The following is a 21,157-nucleotide window of genomic DNA, read 5'->3' as shown; positions in this document are numbered from 1 at the left end:
ACCCGCTACGGGGGAGACTTACCCGAAATCTGATTTATTCAACAAAGCCTGGATTTTCTCAAAACTCATTTGCCAAAAAGATATGGTGTGACCAAAGGAGAGGTAATTACAAAAGAAGGTTTACGCTCCCATGCTATTGATATCATAATTTATGATGCCGTTAATTGCCCAGTACTTTATGCGGGGAAAACATCAATCCTTCCTGTTGAAGGGGTATATGGTATTATCGAAGTTAAATCAACTCTATCAAAAAGTGAGTTTGATGATGCAGCCAATAAAATAACCTCATTCAAAAAACTAGCGCCGAGAGATTTAGGGGTGATTGCTACTAGAGAATACGCAACAGTTCATAGGGCATCTAGGCCATTTGGTATTGTTTTTGGATTTAATATTTCTGGTAATTCTCTGGATTCTCTAAAAGAAAATTGGATGGCGCACAGCAAGGCTGTACATGATGTAAATTATTTTTGTAATCTAATATGTGTTCTTGGCAAAGGTGTGCTTCGTTATGAAAAAGTTAATCTAACAAAAGGGGAAAAAGATTTACTCCTAGATACAGATGAGTTTGTTAATTTGGTTTTAACGGCGCATAAGGGGCAGGTAAATAGTGAGGAAAATGATGAGATTGTTTTACGTATAGTTAAAGAGGGTATGGAAGACCAATCTTTTGGCCGTTTTTTTACTTATCTACTAATTATGCTTACTCGAATGAAATTGAATGTTCCTGATATCGGGCGATATATCGATCCAAATTTACCATTGGCCATTGTGAGAGAGTAAATATGGCTAAGATTGATCCAAATGAACTTTGTCCCTGTGAGTCTGGCTTACTTTTCAAAGAGTGCCATGAACCAAAAATTAAGAGACCTGAAGTTCCAGAGATTAAGGAGACGATAACTCTAGAGGTTATTCCTGAGCCGGACCCGGATACAAGGACTGTTTTTATTTATCAAGGAGAGGGTACCGTTGCTATAACAGGTTATGAGGTCGGATTAGCGTTGCTATGTGGGGGGTGTAAATCTCAACTTGTTATTGGGGTACCAAAAGTTAATATTCATAACATTGTCATTCGTTGTAATGGATGTGGTGCATACAATGAGGTTTGATATTTTATAGCATAGACATTGTCACTTTTGTAACCTTATTAAATGTTCAAGGTCATAAGCGCACTATATCAGTGCGCCTATAATTTTTAATTACCTCTACTCCATTACCGCAGAGGTCTTGTTCAATGGATTAAGTCTTACTGCATCTTCAAGATGGTCAGGAGCAAAATGCGCATATCGCATCGTCATTTTGATGTCGGTATGGCCGAGTACGCGTTGCAAGACCAAAATATTGCCACCATTCATCATAAAGTGACTGGCGAAGGTGTGGCGCAAAACGTGGGTAAGTTGTCCTGCCGGTAGTTCGATGCCTGTTCTTTCCAGTGCAGACCGAAATGCGCCATAACAATCACTAAACAATCGACCTTTTTTATCATCAGGCAGTGACTCGTAGAGCTCTTTGCTGATGGGAACAGTACGGTTTTTTTTACCTTTTGTGTTGGTGTAGGTGATTTTGTATTTCGCAAGCTGGCTTTTTTTCAGACTCTCAGCCTCAGACCACCGTGCGCCAGTGGCGAGACAAATTCTTACCACAGTTTCTAAATCAGGGTGGTCATGCCGTTTACACTCTCCGAGCAGTAGCGAAATCTGGTCGTGAGTCAGCCAGGCCATTTCCATTTCTTCTGTGCGGAATGGGCGCATGTTTTTCAGTGGGTTTTCACCCTTCCATTCTCCGAGGCGGTTTAGCTCATTGAACACAGCCCGGAAGTAGGCCAGCTCAAGATTAAGCGTGCGAGGCGATACCTCTTTCACTCTGTTTGAACGAGCGTACTCGCCTTTTAACCGTTTTTCGCGGTAGCGGGAAAACATCTGCGCATCGAAATCGCGTGCAAGTGGTTCGCCCATACACTCAAAAGCATGGTGCATGGCTAGCTGGCGCTTCAAGCCGTCTTTCAATGTAATACCATGAGCGCTATACCATGAATCAACGAGTTCTTTTAACGTGCGCCTGTCTTCCTTTTCTTCCTGCCACGGGTTTTGAACGGCGTACTGTTCAAATGCCAGAGCCTCGCCCTTTGTAGCGAATTTCTTTCTGATACGTTTGCCTTTTGCACCGTTTGGGTAGAGCTCACAAATCCAACCGCCAGTAGGATTCTCACGACCCACCCTCAATTAACCTCGCTGTAAATCCCCACCACGCGACCCACCGTTTTTATCTCGTCGATACCGCACTCAAACGGAACCTTGCCGCCCGCCACGTGGAGCTTTTTACCCGGCAGCAGCGTGAGGTCGCGGATGCTGGCGGTGCCTTCAATCTCAACCAGCCACAGGCCGTCGGTTAACGATGCTTCTTTTTCAACAAAGTGCAGCTTCCCCTCCGCCCGAACGGCGATGCCGCGAGCCAGCGGCTTGCTAAAGAAACCAGAGTCGATACTCAAAGTGGTATTTTCTTCCAGCCTTCCATCACTCAGTGTGAATGTGGAAACCGAAACCGGATCGCCCGGCGCGGGGTTACCTTCAAACTGCGCGCCTTGTCCGGTCATCAGCCAGCGAAGGCTGGCGCCGGTGTCCAGCGCGCACTGAACCGCAAAGTCGTAAGAGACGGTACCGCGCGCGTAGCGGTTCTGAAGCGAGCTGGCGGCGATATTAAAGTGCCGGGCCAGCTGGATTTTCTGCGTGAAACCATATACCTGACAGATTCTATCGAGTAACTCTTCATTATTCACTTGAGAATCTAAAATCAAAATATATTCCTTTAGGTGTTTACTAATACTCATTTGGGTATTAGTATCATTACAAATTCGGGCAATCAGCGGCAGACGTTGGCAAACAGAGGCTAATGATTGCAGACATTATCAAAATGGGAATCATGCAGCATGGCATCTGAAATCGCAATCATCAAACGGCGGAAAATACCGTGCTGTGCCCGTTTTCAGCGCACTAGCGTGCATGAATTTACGCGAGGGGAGATATGGCGATAGAAGCTGCCCGTGCAAGGGTTCCACTTAGCGTGGGAGCGCGTCTTAGCGGGCTTAACCACGTCGCTGAACTGCGCGCCCGATACGGGAACGATAGCGGAAAAGAGCTGGCGCGGTTTATGGCTGAAATGCGCGATAAGCGCGATCCCTGTTTTGAGGAGAACAGCAGGGCGCTGGCCGCCCTCTTTTTCCTGGCGAGATTGCCCGTCTCCCGCCACGAGTGCGATATCAGCGAGCTGACGACCGAAGAGAAACGGGCGCTAATTAACGCCATGAACCATTTTCGTGCTGTTGTGAGTTTATTCCCTGAACGGCTGACCATGCCGCTATAACCCAACCCAAAAACTAATGGCGTAAACCCGCCGGGCACCCTATTGCCTGAAATTAAGGAGAACGCGTGATGCGAAACAGTGAAAACCGCCCTTATCCGATCGGAAGTGAAGAACTGAAACGCCTGCTGGCAGAGGCAAAAACAGAGGAACGATGCGCGCGAGCCCTCGCGGTCTCCCTGCGTCTGGAGGCGCTGGCGAGCCATATCTACAAAACCGGTATGAGCGGAGAAGACGTTGCCGAACTGCTGTGCCACGAGGCGGCTCGCTACGAGCGCGAATCCCAGGAGCTGCACTGATGGCCGATTTTATCGATCTTGCGCAGGCGCGCGAGCAGGAGGACAGAGAGCGGTACATTAATCGCGCCCGCAGACGACCCGTATCGCCTTCGCGTTTCCTCTGCGAGGACTGCGAGGCGCCGATACCGGAGGCACGCCGAATAGCGGTGCCCGGCGTAGCCCTGTGCGTGACCTGCCAGGAGATCGCAGAGATGAAAAATAAACACGTCCGGGGAGGGTAAGTTGGCTACGTCATTTGCTTATCCGTGGAACGCCCCACGGTCGGCCATTGCCAGCCCTTATCTCACCCATGCCCAACAGCAGCGCCGCGATCGCCTTTTCGCGGCGCTGCAGCAGGCAAGAATTGCCCTTTCACAGCAGCCCGACTGCGTACGCTTCGAAATCTGGCGCACGGTTGACGCCCTCGAACAGCATCGGGGCAGCCCGCAGGCTAACGCCTTTTTGATCCGCTTCTGCAAAAGGATGTTACCTCGCCTGCGGCGGGTCTCCGATCGCTATGCCTGCACAGGCCTGCACGACGAAGTCTCCAGGGCCGTGTTCGACGGCCATTTCGACACTCAGCTTTTGCAATACCTCGCCTCGCGGATGGTCGAACTGGTGGCCCGCTATAACCGCCTTCCGGATATGTCCCGCGCGGACATCGACCTGCTGGCCGCAGATATCGCCAGCTTTATTCGCGGCGAGCTGGCGAATATTAACGATGCTGAAATGGGCGAATACCAGACGCTGTACGTCTGGTATCAGCGCGCCGGACTGATCGCCCGACAGTTCAACGTGTCGCCACCGCACTGGGAGCGGGTGTCGAAGACATTTTTCAACAAAGATGACGTTGCCGCGGCGGTGATCCGCATGTTTTCCGAGGCGTGGTGGCGCGGGCGCCTGCGTCGGGTCGCGGCTGCCTGGCGCGAACATCTGCAGATTGCCCTCGGCAACGTCAGCAAACGGAGAGCGGCGTATGCGAGCAAACGCTGCGTGACCGAGTGGCGCGAGCAGAAGCGCCGCACGCGCGAATTTCTCAAGGGCATGGAGCTGGAAGATGAAGAGGGAAACCGCATCAGCCTGATTGAAAAATACGATAGCTCGGTGGCCAACCCGGCGATACGTCGCTGTGAACTGATGACCCGCATCCGCGGGTTTGAAAATATCTGTGAGGCGCTGGGCTACGTGGGCGAGTTCTATACCTTAACCGCGCCCGCGCAGTATCACGCGACGCTGAAATCAGGCTTCCCCAACGCGAAGTGGAACGGGGCCAGCCCGACGGATACGCAAATCTACTTTACCCGCCTGTGGGCGCGTATCCGCGCAAAACTGCACCGGGACGGGCGCCGTATCTTTGGTATCCGCGTTGCGGAACCCCATCACGACGGTACGCCCCACTGGCACATGCTGATGTTTATGCTGCCGGAAGACGTCGAATGCATTCGCAGGATTATCGGGGACTACGCGCGGCAGGAGGAGAACGCTGAGCTGCAGAGCGAAAGCGCCAGACAGGCGCGCTTTCACGCGGACGCGATCGATCCGCAGAAAGGCAGCGCTACCGGCTATATCGCCAAATACATCTCAAAGAATATCGACGGCTATGCGCTTGATGGCGAGACCGATAGCGAAAGCGGTGGATTGCTGAAGGAGACGGCGTCCGCCGTGTCGGCCTGGGCAGGGCGCTGGCACATTCGCCAGTTTCAGTTCATCGGCGGCGCGCCGGTAACGGTCTACCGCGAGCTGCGACGTCTGGTGGATACCGAGGCCGCGCGCGGTCTGAGCGTTGAGTTTGCCGCCGTCCAGGAGGCTGCCGACGCCGGGGACTGGGCGGGTTACGTTACTGCGCAGGGCGGGCCGTTTGTGCGTCGCGATAATTTACAGGTGCGCACGCTGTATGAGCCGCGCGCCGGGTTTAACCAGTATGGCGAGGAAACGGTCCGCATCCGCGGCGTGTACGATTCCGCCGTTGGCGCGGGCAGCCCAGTTTTAACCCGACTCACGCAGTGGAAAATTGTGCCGAAGCGGGCCGCGGATCTTAAGGATGTGCCCGTATCCTCTCGGAGTTCTGTCAATAACTGTACGCAGACCGATCTTTCTCAACCCCTCAGCCGACGTGCGAGGCGGGCGTTAACCGAACGCATCAAATTCATCCGCCCTGGCGCGTCGTCGCCCGTCGTCTTCGCGAGCGACCCGCAGAACAGCGTACCGGAGAAGGTGATCGATGAGATACGGCTCGTCACTGGGATAGCCATCAGCCGGGCAGAAGCCCTGCATCTGATGGCGGGAGGCATCAGCCGCTTTAACGATAAATGGTGCAGGGGCGCAGCTGACGGATCGCTATTTCCGGCACCGTGTTCTTACCAGCAAAAGGCGCGGAAAATCCTTGAACGTATTGGGTATTTAACGGATCTCTTCGCTCAGAGAGCCCGCTAATCTCCATCCATATCATGTACATACCGTGAAGGGTTCTGATTTTTCGCTTCACTCTTTTTATGAATACGTGCTACTGTATGTTTATACAGTATCTCGTGGTGGAGGTTGTGTGGACAGAGAGTTGAACGAGCAGGTCATGATTGAACGAGTCGAGCTGATTGCGCGACTGACGACGGAAGGAACGTGTCAGGAAAGAGATCGTGAGATTGCCCTGAATTTGATTGCTGAGATTGCGCGGGGAAATTTAATCAAGAACAACGCATTTACCGTTGTGTTCTCAGCATCGCCTGTTCCGGAACGAATCAAAAAAGGGGGCAACGTTCGGGTGAACATTACTCTCGATAAAGATCAGCAGATTGGCCATGCCGTCGTGGAGGCCTTTCAGTGCGAACTGACCCGCAGAATACGATCCCTGTTTCCGTCATCGCGGGTGAACGTGAAAATCGGATCGGTGACGGGGGTCGAGCTCCAGGGGCTTGAAAAAGAAGCCGATCGCGAGGCGCTGGACGCTATCCTCCGGGAAGTCTGGGAAGACGAGAGCTGGCGCTAGCCCCGGCGTCATCGCCCGTACCAACACCCTCATTCCTGTTTTGCGCTTCCGCTGAATCACGCTTCGCCGCTCGCGGACGATCTGTTGTGCCTGCGATTGTCCATCTGCCAGCGATAGCGAAAAGCCTGCTGGCCCGGGAAACTCTACGGTACCTGGAAACCGGATGTTGGGAGCGTCTGATGAAAATCTATGCAATGCAGGGGGACACGCTTGATGCCGTTTGCGCCCGCTTTTATGGGCGCACGGCTGGCGTCGTTGAAGCCGTTCTGAAGGCCAATCCTGGCCTCGCGGAGTTAGGCGTTATCTTGCCTCACGGCACGCCGGTAGAGATGCCGGAGGTGAATAGCGCCCCCACAAAAGAATCCGTAAACCTATGGGACTGAGCCTGGAGAAAATCACCACGGTTATCGCCTACTGGCTGGCCGTGGCGCTGGCCTGGTTCGGGGCGATGTCTCCTGAAAAAGTCGCGCTGTACGTGGGGAGTCTGTGCGCCATTTTTACCGCATTAACGAATTACTGGTTTAAGCGAAAAACCTGGCGCTATCTCCAGTCTCTTGGCCTCGATAAGAAGAGCATTCGTGAACTCAATCATTAAGCGTTGCAGCGTCGCCGGCGTGCTGGCCCTGGCGGTGCTGATGCCTGACTTTCAATTACTGAAAACGTCCCCGGAAGGGTTGGCGTTGATTGCCGATCTCGAAGGATGTCGCCTCTCGCCCTACCGGTGTAGCGCCGGCGTATGGACGTCCGGCATTGGCCACACGGCAAACGTTGTGCCGACGCGGGACATTACCGAGCGTGAGGCTGCGGTAAATCTGGTCGCTGATGTGCTCAACGTTGAGCGGCGTCTGGCGGCGTGTGCGCCGGTGGAGATGCCGCCCCGGGTCTATGACGCGCTGGTGAGTTTTACCTTTAATGTCGGCGCAGGCGCCGCCTGCCGTTCGACGCTGGTGTCCTTTATCAAACGTAAACAGTGGCCGCAGGCATGCGGGCAGCTTACCCGCTGGGTGTACGTCAACGGCGTCAAAAATGCCGGTCTGGAAAACCGTCGCGTCCGCGAGAAGGCCTGGTGCATGAAGGGGCTGCCATGAGAACGCTCATGCTGGCGCTGGCCGGGCTGCTGGCCATCACGCTGTGGCTTCGTCATGACAACCTGAACCTGTCGCGTTCCTTAGCCACGGCCAACCGGGTCGCCAGCGAGCAAAAAACGGCCCTCGCCACGCTTAACCAGCAGCTGTCCCTGTCGCAGCGGATTGCCAGAGCAAATGAAAATGCCCAGGTCAGGCTCCGTGAGGAGCTTGCTACTGCGGGTGAGGAAAGGGCAAGACGGGAAGCGACTATCGGGAGATTACTCAATGAAAATGAAGCGTTACGCCGCTGGTATACCGCTCAGCTGCCTGATGCTGTCCGCAGGCTGCACACCCGCACCGCCTGCGCCTCCGCAGCACATTGTTTACAACGCCTGCCCGAAGGTGAGCAGCTGCCCGATGCCGGGAAGCGAACCCGCCACTAACGGCGATCTCAGCGCGGATATTCGCAGGCTGGAATATGCCCTTATCGCCTGCGCGCTGCAGGTTGAAACCATCAAAGACTGTCAGGATAAACTCGATGCACAAACTCAAGAGCCTGCGTCAGGCATTAATTGACGCGATCCCCCAACTCAATGCCAACCCGGAGCGCCTGCAGATGTCGGTCGGAGGCGGCAATATTGACGCCCGACTGGCCTCCTCGCTCTCCTTTGAAAAGCGGTATGCGCTGAACGCGAAGGTCAGCGGCTTCACCGGCGACAGCGAGGGATTTTTCGTCCCGGTGCTGGCCTGGCTTCGGGAAAACCAGCCGGATATTTTTACCCTCGATGAAGGACGCAAAAACGGCTACACCTTCGCGGTCGTCTTAAACGATGACGATACGATGGATATCACCATCAGCGTGCAATTAACCGAGCGTATTCTTGTTTCCCAGGAGCAGGGCGCTCTGCACGCGACGTATTCCCCCGAGCCGCCGCTGCCTGAGCCCGTCACGCGTCCGAAGGCGTTGTACATCAACGGTGAGCTGGTCAGCCAGTGGGAGGACTAATTTCCCCGCGCTGAAGGCCGCCTGGCGCCTGCCGTCTGGACCGCTTGTTGTATCATCCCGCAGAAAACCCCGTCTCGTTGCTGCCGTTCCTCCTGAACGGCATTCTCTTCTCATGAATACATTAACTTCCATGAACGGCATCGCTCGCGCGATCCGCAATCTTATTCGTATCGGTGTTGTGACCGATGTTGACCTCAACAGAGGGCTTTGTCGTGTCCAGACCGGCGGGATGAAAACCACCTGGCTGAACTGGCTAACCTGTCGTGCGGGACGTTCGCGCGTCTGGTGGGCTCCTTCCGAGGGGGAACAGGTGCTGCTGCTGGCCATCGGCGGCGAGCTTGATACCGCCTTTGTGCTGCCCGGCATTTTCTCTGACGACCATCCGGCGCCGTCCGGGTCACCTGACGCGTTCCACGTCTCGTTCCCTGACGGCGCGGTGATCGAGTACGAACCCGGGCGCGGGGCGCTGACGGTTGCAGGCATTAAAACGGCCGACATTACCGCCTCTGAATCGCTGACCGCCACCGTGCCGGAGGTGCGGGTGACGTCAACGTCCCGCATCACGCTGGATACGCCTGAAGTGGTGTGTACCAACAGGTTAATTACAGCCTCTCTTGAAGTGCAGAAGGGCGGTGTGATGGCCGGAAATATTGAGCATTCCGGCGGTAAATTCACCTCCAACGGGGTGCAGGTGGATAACCACGCGCACGGCAGTGTGCAAAGCGGCGGAAGCTGGACTAAGGGGACACAATGACGGTGCGTTACAGGGGGATGAACAGGCAGACCGGGCTGAGCATTTCAGAGGCGGAACACATCCGGCAGAGCGTGCGCGACATTCTGGTTACGCCGATTGGCTCACGGGTCATGCGGCGGGATTACGGCTCGCTGCTGGCGGCGATGATCGACAGGCCGCAGAGTCCGGCGCTGCGCCTGCAGATCATGGCCGCCTGTTATTCCGCCATCCAGAAATGGGAGCCGCGGATAAGCCTGACGGCCATCACTTTCGAGCGTTCGGAGAACGACGGGACGTTGTATGTCGATATCACCGGCACGCGCCCGACCTCCGGGCAATCCTTTTCTATCACCATTTCACTGAGTTAAACGCTATGGCTATTGTTGATCTGAGCCAGCTCGCCGCGCCTGATGTCGTGGAGGAGGTGGATTATGAAACGCTGTTGGCAGAACGAAAGGCCACCTTTGTCTCCCTCTATCCGGAAGAGGAGCGAGAAGCGATTGCACGGACGCTGACGCTGGAATCCGAGCCGATTGTGAAGCTGCTTCAGGAGAATGCCTACCGGGAAGTCATCTGGCGCCAGCGGGTTAATGAGGCTGCGCGTGCAGTTATGTTGGCCTATGCCGCAGGCAGCGATCTGGACCAGATTGGGGCAAACGCTAACCTTGCGCGTCTGGTCATTACTCCTGCCGATGACTCCACGTTCCCGCCCACTCCGGCCGTGATGGAGTCCGATACCGATTTTCGTTTGCGCATCCAGCAGGCGCCGGAAGGGCTTAGCGTGGCCGGTTCGACGGGCGCGTATCAGTTCCATGGTCGCAGTGCAGATGGCCGGGTGGCGGACATCTCCGTAATCAGCCCACAGCCGGCGAACGTCACGATCTCAGTCCTTTCTCGGGAGAATAACGGCGTGGCCTCTGAGGAACTGCTCGCCGTTGTTCGCAATGCGCTGAACGATGAGGACGTCAGGCCCGTCGCCGACCGCGTGACCGTCCAGTCGGCCAAAATAGTTGACTACAGCATTGAAGCATCGCTTTTCCTTTTTCCCGGTCCCGAAAGTGAGCCGGTAGTCAACGCGGCAAGGGCCCGGCTACAGGCCTATATTACGGCCCAGCATCGGCTTGGACGCGATATCCGCAAGTCCGCCATTTACGCCGCCCTTCACGTTGAAGGGGTGCAGAGGGTGGAGCTGACCGCACCCGCGGCTGACATCGTGCTTGATGAAACTCAGGCCTCATGGTGCAGCCACTACAGCGTAACCGTGGGGGGTAACGATGAGTAATACCCTCCTTTTACCGGTTGGCTCATCGGCGCTTGAGGTCGCTGCGGCGCGCGCATGCGCGGACATCGAAAATACGCCCGTTCCGCTGCGCCATCTCTGGGATGCGGACACCTGCCCGGCGAATCTGCTGCCCTGGCTGGCGTGGGCGTTTTCGGTTGACCGCTGGGATGAGAACTGGCCCGAGGCCACCAAGCGGGATGTCATCCGCGCGGCGTGGTTTATTCATGCCCACAAGGGAACGATTGGCGCCGTGCGTCGCGTGGTGGAGCCGCTTGGCTATCTGATTAACGTCACCGAGTGGTGGCAAACCAACGATCCGCCCGGCACCTTCCGCCTTGATATCGGCGTGTTAGACACGGGCATCACCGAGGAAATGTATTACGAAATGGAGAGGCTTATCGCCGATGCGAAGCCTGCCAGCCGCCACCTTATTGGCCTGAATATCATCCAGGACATTCCGGGTTATCTCTATACCGGTGCCCTGAGCTATGACGGCGACATCATCACGGTTTATCCCGGATAAGTGAGAGCAGAATGACAGTGAAATATAAAACGGTTATCACCAAAGCCGGTGCCGAAAAACTGGCTGCCGCGACCGTCCCGAACAAGAAGAAAGTGAATTTTACCGCGATGGCCGTGGGTGACGGTGGGGGGGCATTACCGGTGCCCGATGCCAGTCAGACAAAACTCGTCAATGAGGTTTGGCGTCATGAGCTAAACAAAATCAGCCAGGACAACAAGAATCAAAATTATGTGATCGCGGAGTTGCTCATTCCACCAGAAACCGGCGGTTTCTGGATGCGAGAAATGGGGCTTTACGATGATGCCGGCACGCTGATTGCCGTCGGTAACATGGCGGAAAGCTATAAGCCGCTGCTGGCCGAAGGGTCAGGCCGAGCACAGACCGTACGTATGGTGGTTATGGTGAGCAACATCGACTCAATCGAGCTTTCGATAGATACCTCACTGGTCATGGCAACACAGGATTATGTCGACGATAAGCTCGCAGAGCATGAGGAGTCACGCAGGCATCCTGATGCCACGACAAAGGATAAAGGGTTTACACAGCTCAGTAACGCAACCGACAGCTCGTCTGAGACGCTCGCTGCGACGTCGAAAGCGGTTAAGGCGGTATATGATCTTGCAACCGGAAAATACACGGCTCAGGACGCGACCACGGCGCAAAAGGGTATCGTCCAGCTCAGCAGCGCAACCGACAGCCCGTTTGAATCTCTTGCGGCCACACCAAAGGCCGTGAAGGCGGTCAGCGATGATATTAAAACGCTGAAAAACAGCCTCGGCGATGCTGCTTTTAGAAACATAGCTGAGAATGCTACAGGGGCATTAATTCCGGTAGGATATAAAGGGAATTTTAAATCCGAATGTAATCATGGGGTGCTTGATTTTGCGACATACCCATTTGTTGTAGGGGAAGCATTGTTTATTGATGTACGTGGATGCACTAACAACCCACCGTTTCTGAATCAAGACTATTATTATATTAAGGTTATTTGTGCGACTAGCCCGGCGCAGGGAGGAAGGGTTAATAGGCCTTTAATTCAATTTGTAAGCTATACAAATTCGATACAGGTTCTAGCCATTCGCGAAGATGATGGTGTTAACATTGGATGGCGATATTTTAGCACTGTGCAATATGATTCCGGCAGTAAAACAGTTACGACGCCCGGTTCAATAAGAGCATTTAATGGCGCGACTGAACTTTCTCAAAATGCAATCTTTATCCGTGGCGAAAACAATAAGCATCTTTGGTTCTTTAGAGCTGATAATCAAGAGGCAGGACTTGTTTACGCTGGTGATGATAAAGTGCTTCGCTTGCGCGGTGGAGGTGGCCCTTCACTTAATATCTCTCCTGACGGAAGTGTCGTTGCAGGTGGTTACTTAGGTGCGCTCGCTGATATTCACTCAAATCGCAATATCAGTAGTGATGGATTTATTCAATCTGCTGCAGGGCTGTATGACACTCCCGGTGTGCGAGTATATTCGCCTAACAACCCGCCGCCAAAACAGGACTTGAGCCCTTATGCTACAACCGCATGGGTTCAGGGGAGTTTTGCGTCGTCTGCATGGACTATAGCAAATTTCCTGCAAGGAGGGCTCAGGCTTGCATCGCTGGGAGTCGCGACAAACGGAAATAATGATAATGAATTTGCATATGCGCCTAACGGGACAGTAGTCACTGCTGTGCAGCAAAAAACGAATTACACAGCGGTACAATATCGCTCCCTTCAATATAACATCGGTGGAAACTGGTACACAGCGTGGGTGGCTTAATGACAATGCAATCAGGTGTATTCGAAAAATATAACCCGTTACACAAATGGGGAGAGTATAGTGCTGACAAAGTGGCTAAACTTTCACAGGAGGAACTTGAGCTATATTACATTGCGAAATCTCCTGGGGTGAATATTGTTTTTCTGAAAGATGAGTATGGCAATGATTGGTATCGTTGGTTAAAGACGCTTTCAAAAGAAACGCTTAAGATATCTTTTAATCCAGAATCAAAAGAGATTATTCACTTTTCTTACGATGCTAGCGCTATTTTTCCTATTAATCAGATTGTCGTGGAAGTCGAGGCAGACAATGTGCCTGATGAATTCACAAATGCTGGAAATAATGCGCTAGGTGGCGCGTTTATTTTTGATGGCGGGAAGATAATCCTTGCTCCGGTGGATTATCGGGCAGAAGCACAACGAAAAAAACTGGAACTGTTAACTCAGGCAAATAATGCGATTACCATGCTTCAGGATGCGATTGAGCTAGATATGGCGACCGAGGAAGACGCTGCGAAGCTGCAGACGTGGAAAAAATTCCGTGTGTTATTAAGCCGTGTTGACGTGAGTAAACCTGACTGGCCTCCATTACCTGATACAGAGATAGGAGTCAGCAAGATCGTGCCATTGCCTGACTAAACCCAAACCCTCCATTCCGGAGGGTTTTTCGTTTGTTGTGTAATCCTTTCCCCAACCCCAATACGTCGCATCAATCGCGCGCTCCACAGACAATAGCCTCACCACTAAACGAAGGAGTTAACCGGATGGGCGATTATCACCACGGCGTGGAAGTTATCGAAATCAACGATGGCACCCGCACCATTTCCACCGTCTCGACGGCAATCATCGGCATGGTCTGTACGGCCAGCGATGCTGACGACAAGACATTTCCTTTAAACGAGCCCGTGCTCATTACCAACGTGCAAAACGCGATTGCGAAAGCCGGCAAGGCGGGGACGCTGTCCGCTTCTCTGCAGGCGATCGCCGACCAGTGCAAACCGGTTGTCGTTGTTGTTCGCGTGGCCGAAGGCACCGCTGAAACCCCGGAAGAGGCGCGCAAGCAGACCGTTTCCAACATCATCGGTACTACTGATGAAAACGGTAAATATACCGGCCTGAAGGCGCTTCTCACGGCGAAAACGGTGACCGGCGTTAAGCCGCGTATTCTCGGCGTGCCGGGGCTGGACTCTCAGGAAGTGGCGACCGCACTGGCCGCCATGTGCCAGAGCTTGCGCGCGTTCGGCTATGTCAGCGCATGGGGATGTAAAACCATCTCTGAAGCGATCAACTACCGCAAAAACTTCAGCCAGCGCGAGCTGATGGTTATCCATCCTGATTTTCTGGCATGGGATACCACCACGAACGCAACGACGACGGCCTGGGCTACCGCCCGTGCGCTTGGCCTGCGCGCCAAAATCGACCAGACAATCGGCTGGCATAAAACCCTGTCAAACGTTGGCGTCAACGGCGTTACGGGCGTAAGCGCTTCTGTTTCCTGGGATCTGCAGGAACAGGCTACCGATGCGAACCTGCTCAACCAGGCTGGCGTCACTACGCTGATTCGCAACGACGGCTTCAAATTCTGGGGGAACCGTACCTGCTCAGACGATCCGTTATTCGTCTTTGAAAACTACACCCGTACCGCACAGGTGCTGGCCGATACCATGGCGGAAGCGCACGCGTGGGCGATGGATAAACCCATCACGCCAACGCTTATTCGCGACATCGTTTCCGGTATTAACGCCAAGTTCCGCGAGCTGAAAACCAACGGCTATATCGTCGACGGCTCCTGCTGGTATGACCCTGAGTCGAACGATGCAACCACCCTGAAAGCGGGGAAACTGTATATCGATTACGACTACACCCCTGTCCCGCCGCTGGAAAATCTGACCCTGCGCCAGCGCATCACCGATACCTATCTGGCAGACCTGTCAGATTCGGTTAACAGCTAAGGAGCTGAAGCATGGCGTTACCACGCAAACTTAAGTATCTGAATATGTTCAACGATGGCCTGAGCTATATGGGCGTTGTTGAGTCTGTGACCCTACCGAAGCTTACCCGCAAGCTGGAGAAGTATCGCGGCGGCGGTATGCCGGGCTCGGTCTCTGTCGACCTCGGCCTGGACGATGATGCCCTGGCGCTGGAGTGGACCGTCGGAGGTCTGCCGGACGCCGCCCTGTGGGCGCAGTATGCCTCTCCGGGCGCGGACAGCGTGCCGCTGCGCTTTACCGGCTCTTATCAGCGCGATGATACCGGCGAAATCTCCGCCGTCGAAATCGTCATGCGCGGCCGTCATAAAGAGTTTGATGGCGGTGAAAACAAGCAGGGCGAGAGCGGCACCACCAAGATGTCCACCGAGTGCGCTTACTACCAGCTGACCATTGATGGCAAAGAGATCATCGAAATCGACATCATCAACATGGTGCTCAAAGTCGATGGCGTCGATCGCCTGGCAGAACACCGTAAGGCCATCGGCCTGTAACCCTTTAACCGGCCGGGATGACCGGCCGGTGAGTTAACTTTCAGAAGAGTAACGAAATGGAAAATATCAACGAGACCGCCATGAACGAAAGTGAAAACCCACATATCGTCACGCTTGATAGCCCCGTTCAGCGCGGCGAGCAAAAAATCGAAAAGGTGACCGTCGCAAAACCCAATGCGGGGACCCTGCGCGGCGTATCGCTGGCGTCGCTGGCGCAATCTGACGTTGATGCGCTGATTAAGGTGCTGCCGCGAATGACCTCCCCAGCGCTGACCGAGCATGAGGTTGCGCGCCTGGACGCCTGCGATCTGCTCTCTTTTGCAGGTAAGGTGATCGGTTTTTTGTCACCGGCTTCGGCTCGCTGAAATTTCCCGAAAATGTGTCGGTCGACGATCTGATGGCGGATATTGCGGTGATTTTTCACTGGCCGCCGTCAGAACTGTACTCCCTTAGCGTGACCGAACTCCTCTTATGGCGCGAAAAAGCGCTACAGCGAAGCGGAAACCACCATGAGTAATAATGTCAGTCTTCAGGAGCTGCTTAAGGCAGTCGACCGGGCAACCCGACCGCTTAACGCTCTCCAGAACGCCAGCCTCACTCTCGCGAGCGATATCCGCGATGCGCAGACGGCGCTGGGGGCGCTTGATGAGCAGGCGGGGCGTATTAACGGCTTCAGAAAAGCAAATGCCCGGCTCGCCACGACGGAGCAGTCGCTTGCTCAGGCGAAACAGCAGGCCGCGGCGCTGGCGGTACAGTTTAAAAACACGCAAAACCCCACCCAAGCGCAGGCTGATGCGCTGACTGCAGCCCGAAAATCGGCAGTCGACCTGAAGCATGAGTACAACAGCTTACGCTACTCGGTACAGCGTCAGCGTACTGAACTCGCTCAGGCGGGAGTGAACACGCGCACGCTCTCGTCGGATGAACGTCGTTTAAAAAGTCACATCAGCGAAAAAACGCAGCAGCTTAACCGACAGCGGGATGCGCTGGCCCGCGTCAATCAGCAGCAGGAGCGGCTGAGTACCGTTCAGAATCGCTACGAGTCAGGCAAACGCGTTACCGCACGGGTGCGTCAGCTTGCGAATACGGGCGTGGGCATCGCAAAAGCGGGCTTTGACCAGACGTCCCGGTTTATCGCCCCTGGCATCAGCTTTGAAAAGCAGATGTCGGCCATTCAGGCAAACCTTGGCCTGGCGAAGGGGGATTCCCGGCTTGAGGCGATTCGCCAGCAGGCGCGGGACGTCAGTGCCGGGACCGGAGTACCTGCAGATACGGTCCTTCGGGCACAAACCGAACTGACTCGTTCAGGCTATGACGCCGATGGGCTACTTGCGGCCACCGCGCCAACGGTCAACCTCAGCCTGGCGGGGAGTGTCGACGCGGCTAAAGCGGCCGATATGATCGCCAGCACGCAGGCCGCGTATAGCCTGGCCGATACGGATGCGGGACGCATCGCAGATGTGCTTACGCGCGGTTTTACCTCTTCGAATACCAGCCTCGCTGAGATGGTGGCGGCCGTCACCTCTGCTGCGCCCGCTGCGGATGCCGCCGGTATGGGGCTTGAAGAGACCACCGCGCTGCTGGGCGTTCTGGCAGAAAAAGGAATGAAAGGCGCTGCCGCGGGGGACGCGCTCAGCGCGATGTTGCGCCATGTTCAGACTCCGGATGCCATAAAAGCCGCGGGGGCGCTGGCTTCCGCTGCGGGTGATGGATCGCTTGATGAAAAACGCCAGCAGTTGCAGGGGGCAAAGGGCAGTACCGCGCTCGCGGCTTCCGTGCAGACCGATAATCTTGACGGCGATATCAACCGATTCCAGGCCGCGTGGAACGGGTTGAAGATTGATGTATTTGATAAAGCGGATGGCGCTCTGCGCAACCTGATAACAACCGCAACCGGCTGGCTTGGCACGGCCTCCCTTTGGGTGAATGCCAACCCTGAGCTGACGCAGACCCTCGCCAGCATCGTTGTCGGCGCGCAGGCGTTTGCTGGCGTGCTGGGTGGCGTAGGCACGGTCATCGGCCCGGTTCTGACGGGCGTCAATATGGTTATTACCGCGGCCGGGATGTTGGGAACGGTATTCAGCGTGGTGGGCGGCGCCATCATGACGGTGCTGGGCGCGCTTAGCTGGCCGGTGATTGCCCTTGGCGCGGCGATTGCTGCCGGAGCCTTACTGATTTTTAAATACTGGGAGCCCATCAGCGCCTTCTTTGGCGGGGTGATGGAAGGGCTTTCGACGGCTTTCGCACCGCTGGGGGCGCTGTTCTCACCGGTGATGGCGGTGTTTGACTCTATCTCGGAGAAGCTGGGCGGTATCTGGCAATGGTTCACCGACTTGATTACGCCGATCAAGGCGACGCAGGAAACGCTGGATGGCTGTAAAAACGCTGGCGTGATTTTTGGTCAGGCGCTGGGCGATGCGTTAATGGCACCGCTTGATCTCTTTAATAGCCTGAGCGGCAAGGCCAGCTGGCTGCTGGAGAAGCTCGGCATTATCAAAAACGAGTCGGGCGATCTCGACGCCGCTGCGGCAAAAGCAGAAGCGGCATCCTCACCGTCGGGCAGCGCTTATATTCCAGGCGCGGGGATCTCTGGCGGCAGCCTGGGGTATCAGCCGACCATCGCTACTGGAGGACGCTCTTACGTCGATCAGAGTAAAAGCGAATATCACATCACGCTGCAGGGGGGCACGGCCTCCGGAACGGATCTGACGCGTCAAATCCGGGAGACGATAGATAATATTGAACAGGATAAAGCGAGACGGCAGCAATCCAGCTTTATGTATAGTTGAGGAGAGAGAAAATGTTAATGGTGCTGGGTCTGTTTGTCTTTGAACGACGAACCTTACCGTATCAGTCAATGATATTCACAAAAGACTACCGCTGGGCATCCAGCGCTCGCATCGGGAAACCCAAAGCCTGGCAGTACCTTGGCGAAGGTGAGACATCCTTTAGCCTCTCCGGCTTACTTTACCCGGAACTCACGGGAGGGCGGCTTTCGCTCAAGGCGGTTGAGCTGATGGCAAATGAGGGGCGGGCATGGCCGCTGATAGACGGTACCGGCATCATTCACGGCATGTTTGTCATTGAGAAAGTCACGCACACGCATTCGGATTTTTACAGTGACGGTACCGCCCGAAAAATTGAGTTTACCCTGTCGCTAAAACGCGTGGACGAATCGCTGATGACGACGTTTGGCGACCTGCGAACGCAGGCCTCAGAGCTGGTGGAAAGCGCACGGAATAGCATTGGAGGGCTGGTGGGATGATCACCGAAATGAATATCCGGGCGGGTGGAAAAATCGCCCCTGATTTTATGCTTAAGCTTGAGGATCGTGATATCACGCAAAATTTCAGCCATCGTCTTATCAGCCTGACCATGACCGACAAACGGGGGCTGGAAGCCGATCAGCTGGATATTCTGCTGGATGATTCCGACGGGCTGCTGGACTTGCCTGCCCGGGGGGCAAGGCTGTCCTTATGGCTGGGATGGGAGGGAACCCCGCTCGAGGAGAAAGGGGACTTTACGATTGATGCGATTCATTTCCGGGGCGCGCCGGACACGCTGACCATCCGGGGATTCAGCGCAGATTTTCGTGGAAAGCTAAACGTGCGACGCGAACAGTCGTGGCATGACACGACGATTGGCGCGATAGTCGATACCATCGCTCAGCGTAACCAGTTGACCGCCAGCGTCGCGTCGGGGTTTGCATCCATCGCCATCTCTCATATTGACCAGTCTCAGGAGACAGACGCGGCGTTCCTCTCCCGCCTTGCTGAACGTAATGGAGCATTTGTTTCAATCAAAGCCGGGAAGATTATCTTTATGAAAGCGGGCCAGGCCGTGACGGCCAGCGGCACTCCGCTATCCTTAATGATGATTGAACGTGGGGATGGAGATAAGCACCTTTTTTCCATAGCTGACCGTGAAAATTATTCCGGCGTAACGGCCAAATGGCTGCAAACGCGTGACCCCAAACAACAAAATCCTCAATTGAGTATTAATCGTCAGTCCGGAGGGCAGCAGACAGAAGCACTGCAGCACCCGGATGCCGCCGCACCGGTAGCGGGAGCAGCAGGCAAGGAGCAGAAACCGCAAGAGAGGCTGGTGGGATCGGCGGAAAACGTATTTGAGCTAACCACGGTTTATGCCTCTGAAGAGCAGGCGCTCAGGGCCGCAGAGGCTAAGTGGCGCGCGCTTCAGCGGGGAACCGTAGAGTTTTCCATCCAGCTTGCCCTGGGACGTGCCGATCTGTTCCCCGAAACGCCGGTGCTGGTAAACGGTTTTAAACGCGTCATCGACGAGCAGGCGTGGATCATCAGCGAGGTGGTGCATACCCTCAACGATAGCGGATTTACCACGCAGCTTAAGCTTGAGCTGAACGTCAGCGACGAAAAATTTACTGTTGATAGTGAGTAATGTAGTTGCTATTGGTTTTATTTTGGGTATTATTGATTCACAAAATGTGAATCAAGTGGAGGGGTACATGTTTCATTGTCCTAAGTGCAAGCACTCTGCGCATGCGCGTACCAGTCGCTATCTAAGTGAAAATACCAAAGAGCGCTATCACCAGTGCACCAATGTGGACTGCAGCTGTACGTTCGTGACGATGGAGTCCGTGGAGCGCCTGATTGCGACCCCGGGCGCCTCTGAGCGTGTCCAAACGGCTTCGCTGAACCACGGTTAGCTGCTCAAAAAAACCAATAAAAAAGCCACTCAGTCGAGTGGCTTAATCATATGATTTTACAGCTAAAATTTGGTGGCCCCTGCTGGACTTGAACCAGCGACCAAGCGATTATGAGTCGCCTGCTCTAACCACTGAGCTAAGGGGCCGTGGCGGTGAATTATAAAGTAACTCCCCGCAGCAATCCAGCCATTCACACCTGCCTGCTGTTTTTATAAACAACGCATAATCAATCCTTTATACTTCCCTGACGATGTATCGAGCGGGAGTAAAGATGATCAACGATATTCTGGCCCCAGGCCTGCGGGTGGTGTTCTGCGGAATCAACCCGGGCAAGTCCTCGGCGCACACCGGTTTTCACTTTGCCCATCCGGGCAATCGCTTCTGGAAGGTGATCTATCAGGCCGGGTTTACCGACAGGTTGCTCAAGCCGGAAGAGGAACAGCATCTGCTGGACACGCGCTGCGGGATCACCATGCTGGTCGAGCGGCCTACGGTCCAGGCGAGCGAGGTCAACCTGCATGAGCTGCGCAGCGGCGGACGGGAGCTGATCAAGAAGATAGAGGATTATCAGCCGGCCGCGCTGGCGATCCTCGGCAAGCAGGCCTACGAGCAGGCGTTTAGCCAGCGTGGAACGCAGTGGGGCAAGCAGAGCATCACGATTGGCGTTACGCAGGTGTGGGTGCTGCCAAATCCGAGCGGGCTCAACAGGGCGACGCTGGATAAGCTGGTAGAGGCGTATCGGGAGCTGGATGAGGCGCTGATGGTGCGGGGGCTTTAATCCTCTGCGGCCTGATGCCCTCATCCTCTCCCCACATGACTGAGGGATCCCCACAACGTTATGGCAGCACGGAACAGTCCCCTCGCCCCTCCGGGGAGAGGGTTAGGGTGAGGGGAATATACGGCCGTGGTGGTCATTCCGTTCACTTTATGTTCCTTGCTACTCTGTCACGACATGACCTGTGAACGTGCCAGGGTGGCTCAGTCGCCACCACCCTGG

Annotated in this window: 30 protein-coding genes and 1 tRNA gene; 28 read left to right on the top strand and 3 right to left on the bottom strand. The window is 54.9% G+C overall.

The window, feature by feature from the left end; all coding sequences use genetic code 11:
* Window positions 1-36: 36 nt before the first annotated feature.
* Together ADJ24_RS24905 and ADJ24_RS23835 are read left to right on the top strand one after the other, a co-directional pair.
* Complete coding sequence (locus ADJ24_RS24905; protein WP_334783617.1) at window positions 37-780, top strand: DUF6602 domain-containing protein; 744 nt, start codon at window positions 37-39, stop codon at window positions 778-780.
* Between the two features lie 2 nt (window positions 781-782).
* Window positions 783-1,106 carry an SEC-C metal-binding domain-containing protein gene (locus ADJ24_RS23835; protein WP_049223365.1) on the top strand — a complete coding sequence of 108 codons (324 nt, stop codon included), beginning with the start codon at window positions 783-785 and terminating at the stop codon, window positions 1,104-1,106.
* 96 nt (window positions 1,107-1,202) lie between these two features.
* On the opposite strand, the gene ADJ24_RS02805 is transcribed toward ADJ24_RS23835, so the two are convergent.
* Window positions 1,203-2,213 carry a phage integrase gene (locus ADJ24_RS02805; RefSeq protein WP_023309255.1) on the bottom strand — a complete coding sequence of 337 codons (1,011 nt, stop codon included), beginning with the start codon at window positions 2,211-2,213 and terminating at the stop codon, window positions 1,203-1,205.
* Window positions 2,214-2,215: 2 nt separating this feature from the next.
* Window positions 2,216-2,791: a phage repressor protein CI gene (locus ADJ24_RS02800; RefSeq protein ID WP_023309254.1), complete on the bottom strand. Its 576-nt coding sequence runs from the start codon at window positions 2,789-2,791 to the stop codon at window positions 2,216-2,218.
* A gap of 227 nt (window positions 2,792-3,018) precedes the next feature.
* On the opposite strand from ADJ24_RS02800, the gene ADJ24_RS02795 reads away from it, so the two are divergent.
* The 25 genes from ADJ24_RS02795 (at window position 3,019) to ADJ24_RS02680 (ending at window position 20,160) form a co-directional block, all read left to right on the top strand.
* Entirely contained in the window at window positions 3,019-3,357 is a 339-nt protein-coding gene (locus ADJ24_RS02795; protein WP_023309253.1) for a DUF5347 domain-containing protein, read from the top strand.
* 68 nt (window positions 3,358-3,425) lie between these two features.
* Window positions 3,426-3,653 carry a DUF2732 family protein gene (locus tag ADJ24_RS02790; protein WP_023309252.1) on the top strand — a complete coding sequence of 76 codons (228 nt, stop codon included), beginning with the start codon at window positions 3,426-3,428 and terminating at the stop codon, window positions 3,651-3,653.
* Window positions 3,653-3,874, top strand: coding sequence for a TraR/DksA family transcriptional regulator (locus ADJ24_RS02785; protein ID WP_023309251.1), 222 nt, complete (start codon window positions 3,653-3,655; stop codon window positions 3,872-3,874). Before ADJ24_RS02790 ends, ADJ24_RS02785 begins: the two co-directional genes overlap by 1 nt.
* 1 nt (window position 3,875) lies before the next feature.
* On the top strand, window positions 3,876-6,065 hold the full coding sequence (locus ADJ24_RS02780; protein ID WP_023309250.1) for a replication endonuclease: 2,190 nt from the start codon (window positions 3,876-3,878) through the stop codon (window positions 6,063-6,065).
* A 109-nt stretch (window positions 6,066-6,174) separates the two neighbouring features.
* Window positions 6,175-6,615: a DinI-like family protein gene (locus ADJ24_RS02775; protein WP_023309249.1), complete on the top strand. Its 441-nt coding sequence runs from the start codon at window positions 6,175-6,177 to the stop codon at window positions 6,613-6,615.
* A 179-nt stretch (window positions 6,616-6,794) separates the two neighbouring features.
* Entirely contained in the window at window positions 6,795-6,998 is a 204-nt protein-coding gene (locus ADJ24_RS02770) for a tail protein X (protein ID WP_023309248.1), read from the top strand.
* On the top strand, window positions 6,989-7,210 hold the full coding sequence (locus ADJ24_RS02765; protein ID WP_023309247.1) for an HP1 family phage holin: 222 nt from the start codon (window positions 6,989-6,991) through the stop codon (window positions 7,208-7,210). Before ADJ24_RS02770 ends, ADJ24_RS02765 begins: the two co-directional genes overlap by 10 nt.
* The gene (locus tag ADJ24_RS02760; RefSeq protein WP_023309246.1) at window positions 7,194-7,703 is read left to right on the top strand and encodes a lysozyme; all 510 of its coding nucleotides are present in this window, start codon (window positions 7,194-7,196) and stop codon (window positions 7,701-7,703) included. Before ADJ24_RS02765 ends, ADJ24_RS02760 begins: the two co-directional genes overlap by 17 nt.
* Window positions 7,700-8,125 (top strand): Rz-like lysis system protein LysB, encoded by a 426-nt coding sequence (lysB, locus tag ADJ24_RS02755; RefSeq protein ID WP_023309245.1) that lies wholly within the window; start codon window positions 7,700-7,702, stop codon window positions 8,123-8,125. Before ADJ24_RS02760 ends, lysB begins: the two co-directional genes overlap by 4 nt.
* Window positions 8,013-8,258 (top strand): Rz1-like lysis system protein LysC, encoded by a 246-nt coding sequence (gene lysC / locus ADJ24_RS25450; protein WP_196238647.1) that lies wholly within the window; start codon window positions 8,013-8,015, stop codon window positions 8,256-8,258. Before lysB ends, lysC begins: the two co-directional genes overlap by 113 nt.
* Window positions 8,221-8,688: a phage tail protein gene (locus ADJ24_RS02750; protein WP_023309243.1), complete on the top strand. Its 468-nt coding sequence runs from the start codon at window positions 8,221-8,223 to the stop codon at window positions 8,686-8,688. Before lysC ends, ADJ24_RS02750 begins: the two co-directional genes overlap by 38 nt.
* A 112-nt stretch (window positions 8,689-8,800) precedes the next feature.
* On the top strand, window positions 8,801-9,442 hold the full coding sequence (locus ADJ24_RS02745; RefSeq protein WP_032645069.1) for a phage baseplate assembly protein V: 642 nt from the start codon (window positions 8,801-8,803) through the stop codon (window positions 9,440-9,442).
* Window positions 9,439-9,789 carry a GPW/gp25 family protein gene (locus tag ADJ24_RS02740; protein WP_023309241.1) on the top strand — a complete coding sequence of 117 codons (351 nt, stop codon included), beginning with the start codon at window positions 9,439-9,441 and terminating at the stop codon, window positions 9,787-9,789. The genes ADJ24_RS02745 and ADJ24_RS02740 overlap by 4 nt, the downstream gene beginning before the upstream one ends.
* Before the next feature lie 5 nt (window positions 9,790-9,794).
* Window positions 9,795-10,703, top strand: a complete 909-nt coding sequence (locus ADJ24_RS02735) for a baseplate assembly protein (protein WP_023309240.1) — start codon at window positions 9,795-9,797, stop codon at window positions 10,701-10,703.
* Entirely contained in the window at window positions 10,696-11,226 is a 531-nt protein-coding gene (locus tag ADJ24_RS02730; RefSeq protein ID WP_023309239.1) for a phage tail protein I, read from the top strand. Before ADJ24_RS02735 ends, ADJ24_RS02730 begins: the two co-directional genes overlap by 8 nt.
* Window positions 11,227-11,237: 11 nt before the next feature.
* A complete protein-coding gene (locus ADJ24_RS25445; protein WP_023309238.1) occupies window positions 11,238-12,995 on the top strand; it encodes a phage tail protein in 1,758 nt (585 codons plus the stop codon).
* Window positions 12,995-13,633: a tail fiber assembly protein gene (locus tag ADJ24_RS24760; RefSeq protein ID WP_023309237.1), complete on the top strand. Its 639-nt coding sequence runs from the start codon at window positions 12,995-12,997 to the stop codon at window positions 13,631-13,633. The genes ADJ24_RS25445 and ADJ24_RS24760 overlap by 1 nt, the downstream gene beginning before the upstream one ends.
* 125 nt (window positions 13,634-13,758) lie before the next feature.
* On the top strand, window positions 13,759-14,946 hold the full coding sequence (locus ADJ24_RS02715) for a phage tail sheath protein (RefSeq protein WP_023309236.1): 1,188 nt from the start codon (window positions 13,759-13,761) through the stop codon (window positions 14,944-14,946).
* Window positions 14,947-14,957: 11 nt separating this feature from the next.
* Window positions 14,958-15,476 carry a phage major tail tube protein gene (locus tag ADJ24_RS02710; RefSeq protein ID WP_023309235.1) on the top strand — a complete coding sequence of 173 codons (519 nt, stop codon included), beginning with the start codon at window positions 14,958-14,960 and terminating at the stop codon, window positions 15,474-15,476.
* 56 nt (window positions 15,477-15,532) lie between these two features.
* The gene (locus tag ADJ24_RS02705) at window positions 15,533-15,841 is read left to right on the top strand and encodes a phage tail assembly protein (protein WP_023309234.1); all 309 of its coding nucleotides are present in this window, start codon (window positions 15,533-15,535) and stop codon (window positions 15,839-15,841) included.
* Between the two features lie 32 nt (window positions 15,842-15,873).
* The gene (locus tag ADJ24_RS02700) at window positions 15,874-15,993 is read left to right on the top strand and encodes a GpE family phage tail protein (protein ID WP_023616176.1); all 120 of its coding nucleotides are present in this window, start codon (window positions 15,874-15,876) and stop codon (window positions 15,991-15,993) included.
* Window positions 15,986-18,265 carry a phage tail tape measure protein gene (locus tag ADJ24_RS02695; RefSeq protein ID WP_023309233.1) on the top strand — a complete coding sequence of 760 codons (2,280 nt, stop codon included), beginning with the start codon at window positions 15,986-15,988 and terminating at the stop codon, window positions 18,263-18,265. The genes ADJ24_RS02700 and ADJ24_RS02695 overlap by 8 nt, the downstream gene beginning before the upstream one ends.
* Window positions 18,266-18,276: 11 nt before the next feature.
* Window positions 18,277-18,741 carry a phage tail protein gene (locus ADJ24_RS02690; protein ID WP_023309232.1) on the top strand — a complete coding sequence of 155 codons (465 nt, stop codon included), beginning with the start codon at window positions 18,277-18,279 and terminating at the stop codon, window positions 18,739-18,741.
* A complete protein-coding gene (locus tag ADJ24_RS02685; RefSeq protein ID WP_023309231.1) occupies window positions 18,738-19,892 on the top strand; it encodes a phage late control D family protein in 1,155 nt (384 codons plus the stop codon). The genes ADJ24_RS02690 and ADJ24_RS02685 overlap by 4 nt, the downstream gene beginning before the upstream one ends.
* A 67-nt stretch (window positions 19,893-19,959) precedes the next feature.
* Window positions 19,960-20,160, top strand: coding sequence for an ogr/Delta-like zinc finger family protein (locus ADJ24_RS02680; RefSeq protein WP_023309230.1), 201 nt, complete (start codon window positions 19,960-19,962; stop codon window positions 20,158-20,160).
* Between the two features lie 70 nt (window positions 20,161-20,230).
* On the opposite strand, the gene ADJ24_RS02675 is transcribed toward ADJ24_RS02680, so the two are convergent.
* Window positions 20,231-20,306, bottom strand: a tRNA-Ile gene (locus tag ADJ24_RS02675).
* A 125-nt stretch (window positions 20,307-20,431) separates the two neighbouring features.
* Between ADJ24_RS02675 and mug the strand changes: the two genes are divergently transcribed.
* The gene (mug, locus tag ADJ24_RS02670) at window positions 20,432-20,938 is read left to right on the top strand and encodes a G/U mismatch-specific DNA glycosylase (RefSeq protein WP_023309229.1); all 507 of its coding nucleotides are present in this window, start codon (window positions 20,432-20,434) and stop codon (window positions 20,936-20,938) included.
* Window positions 20,939-21,157: the final 219 nt, after the last annotated feature.

Source organism: Enterobacter sp. 940_PEND (genome assembly GCF_001059415.1).
Lineage (GTDB): Bacteria > Pseudomonadota > Gammaproteobacteria > Enterobacterales > Enterobacteriaceae > Enterobacter > Enterobacter cloacae_M.
This window is presented reverse-complemented; position numbering and strand designations above follow the sequence as displayed.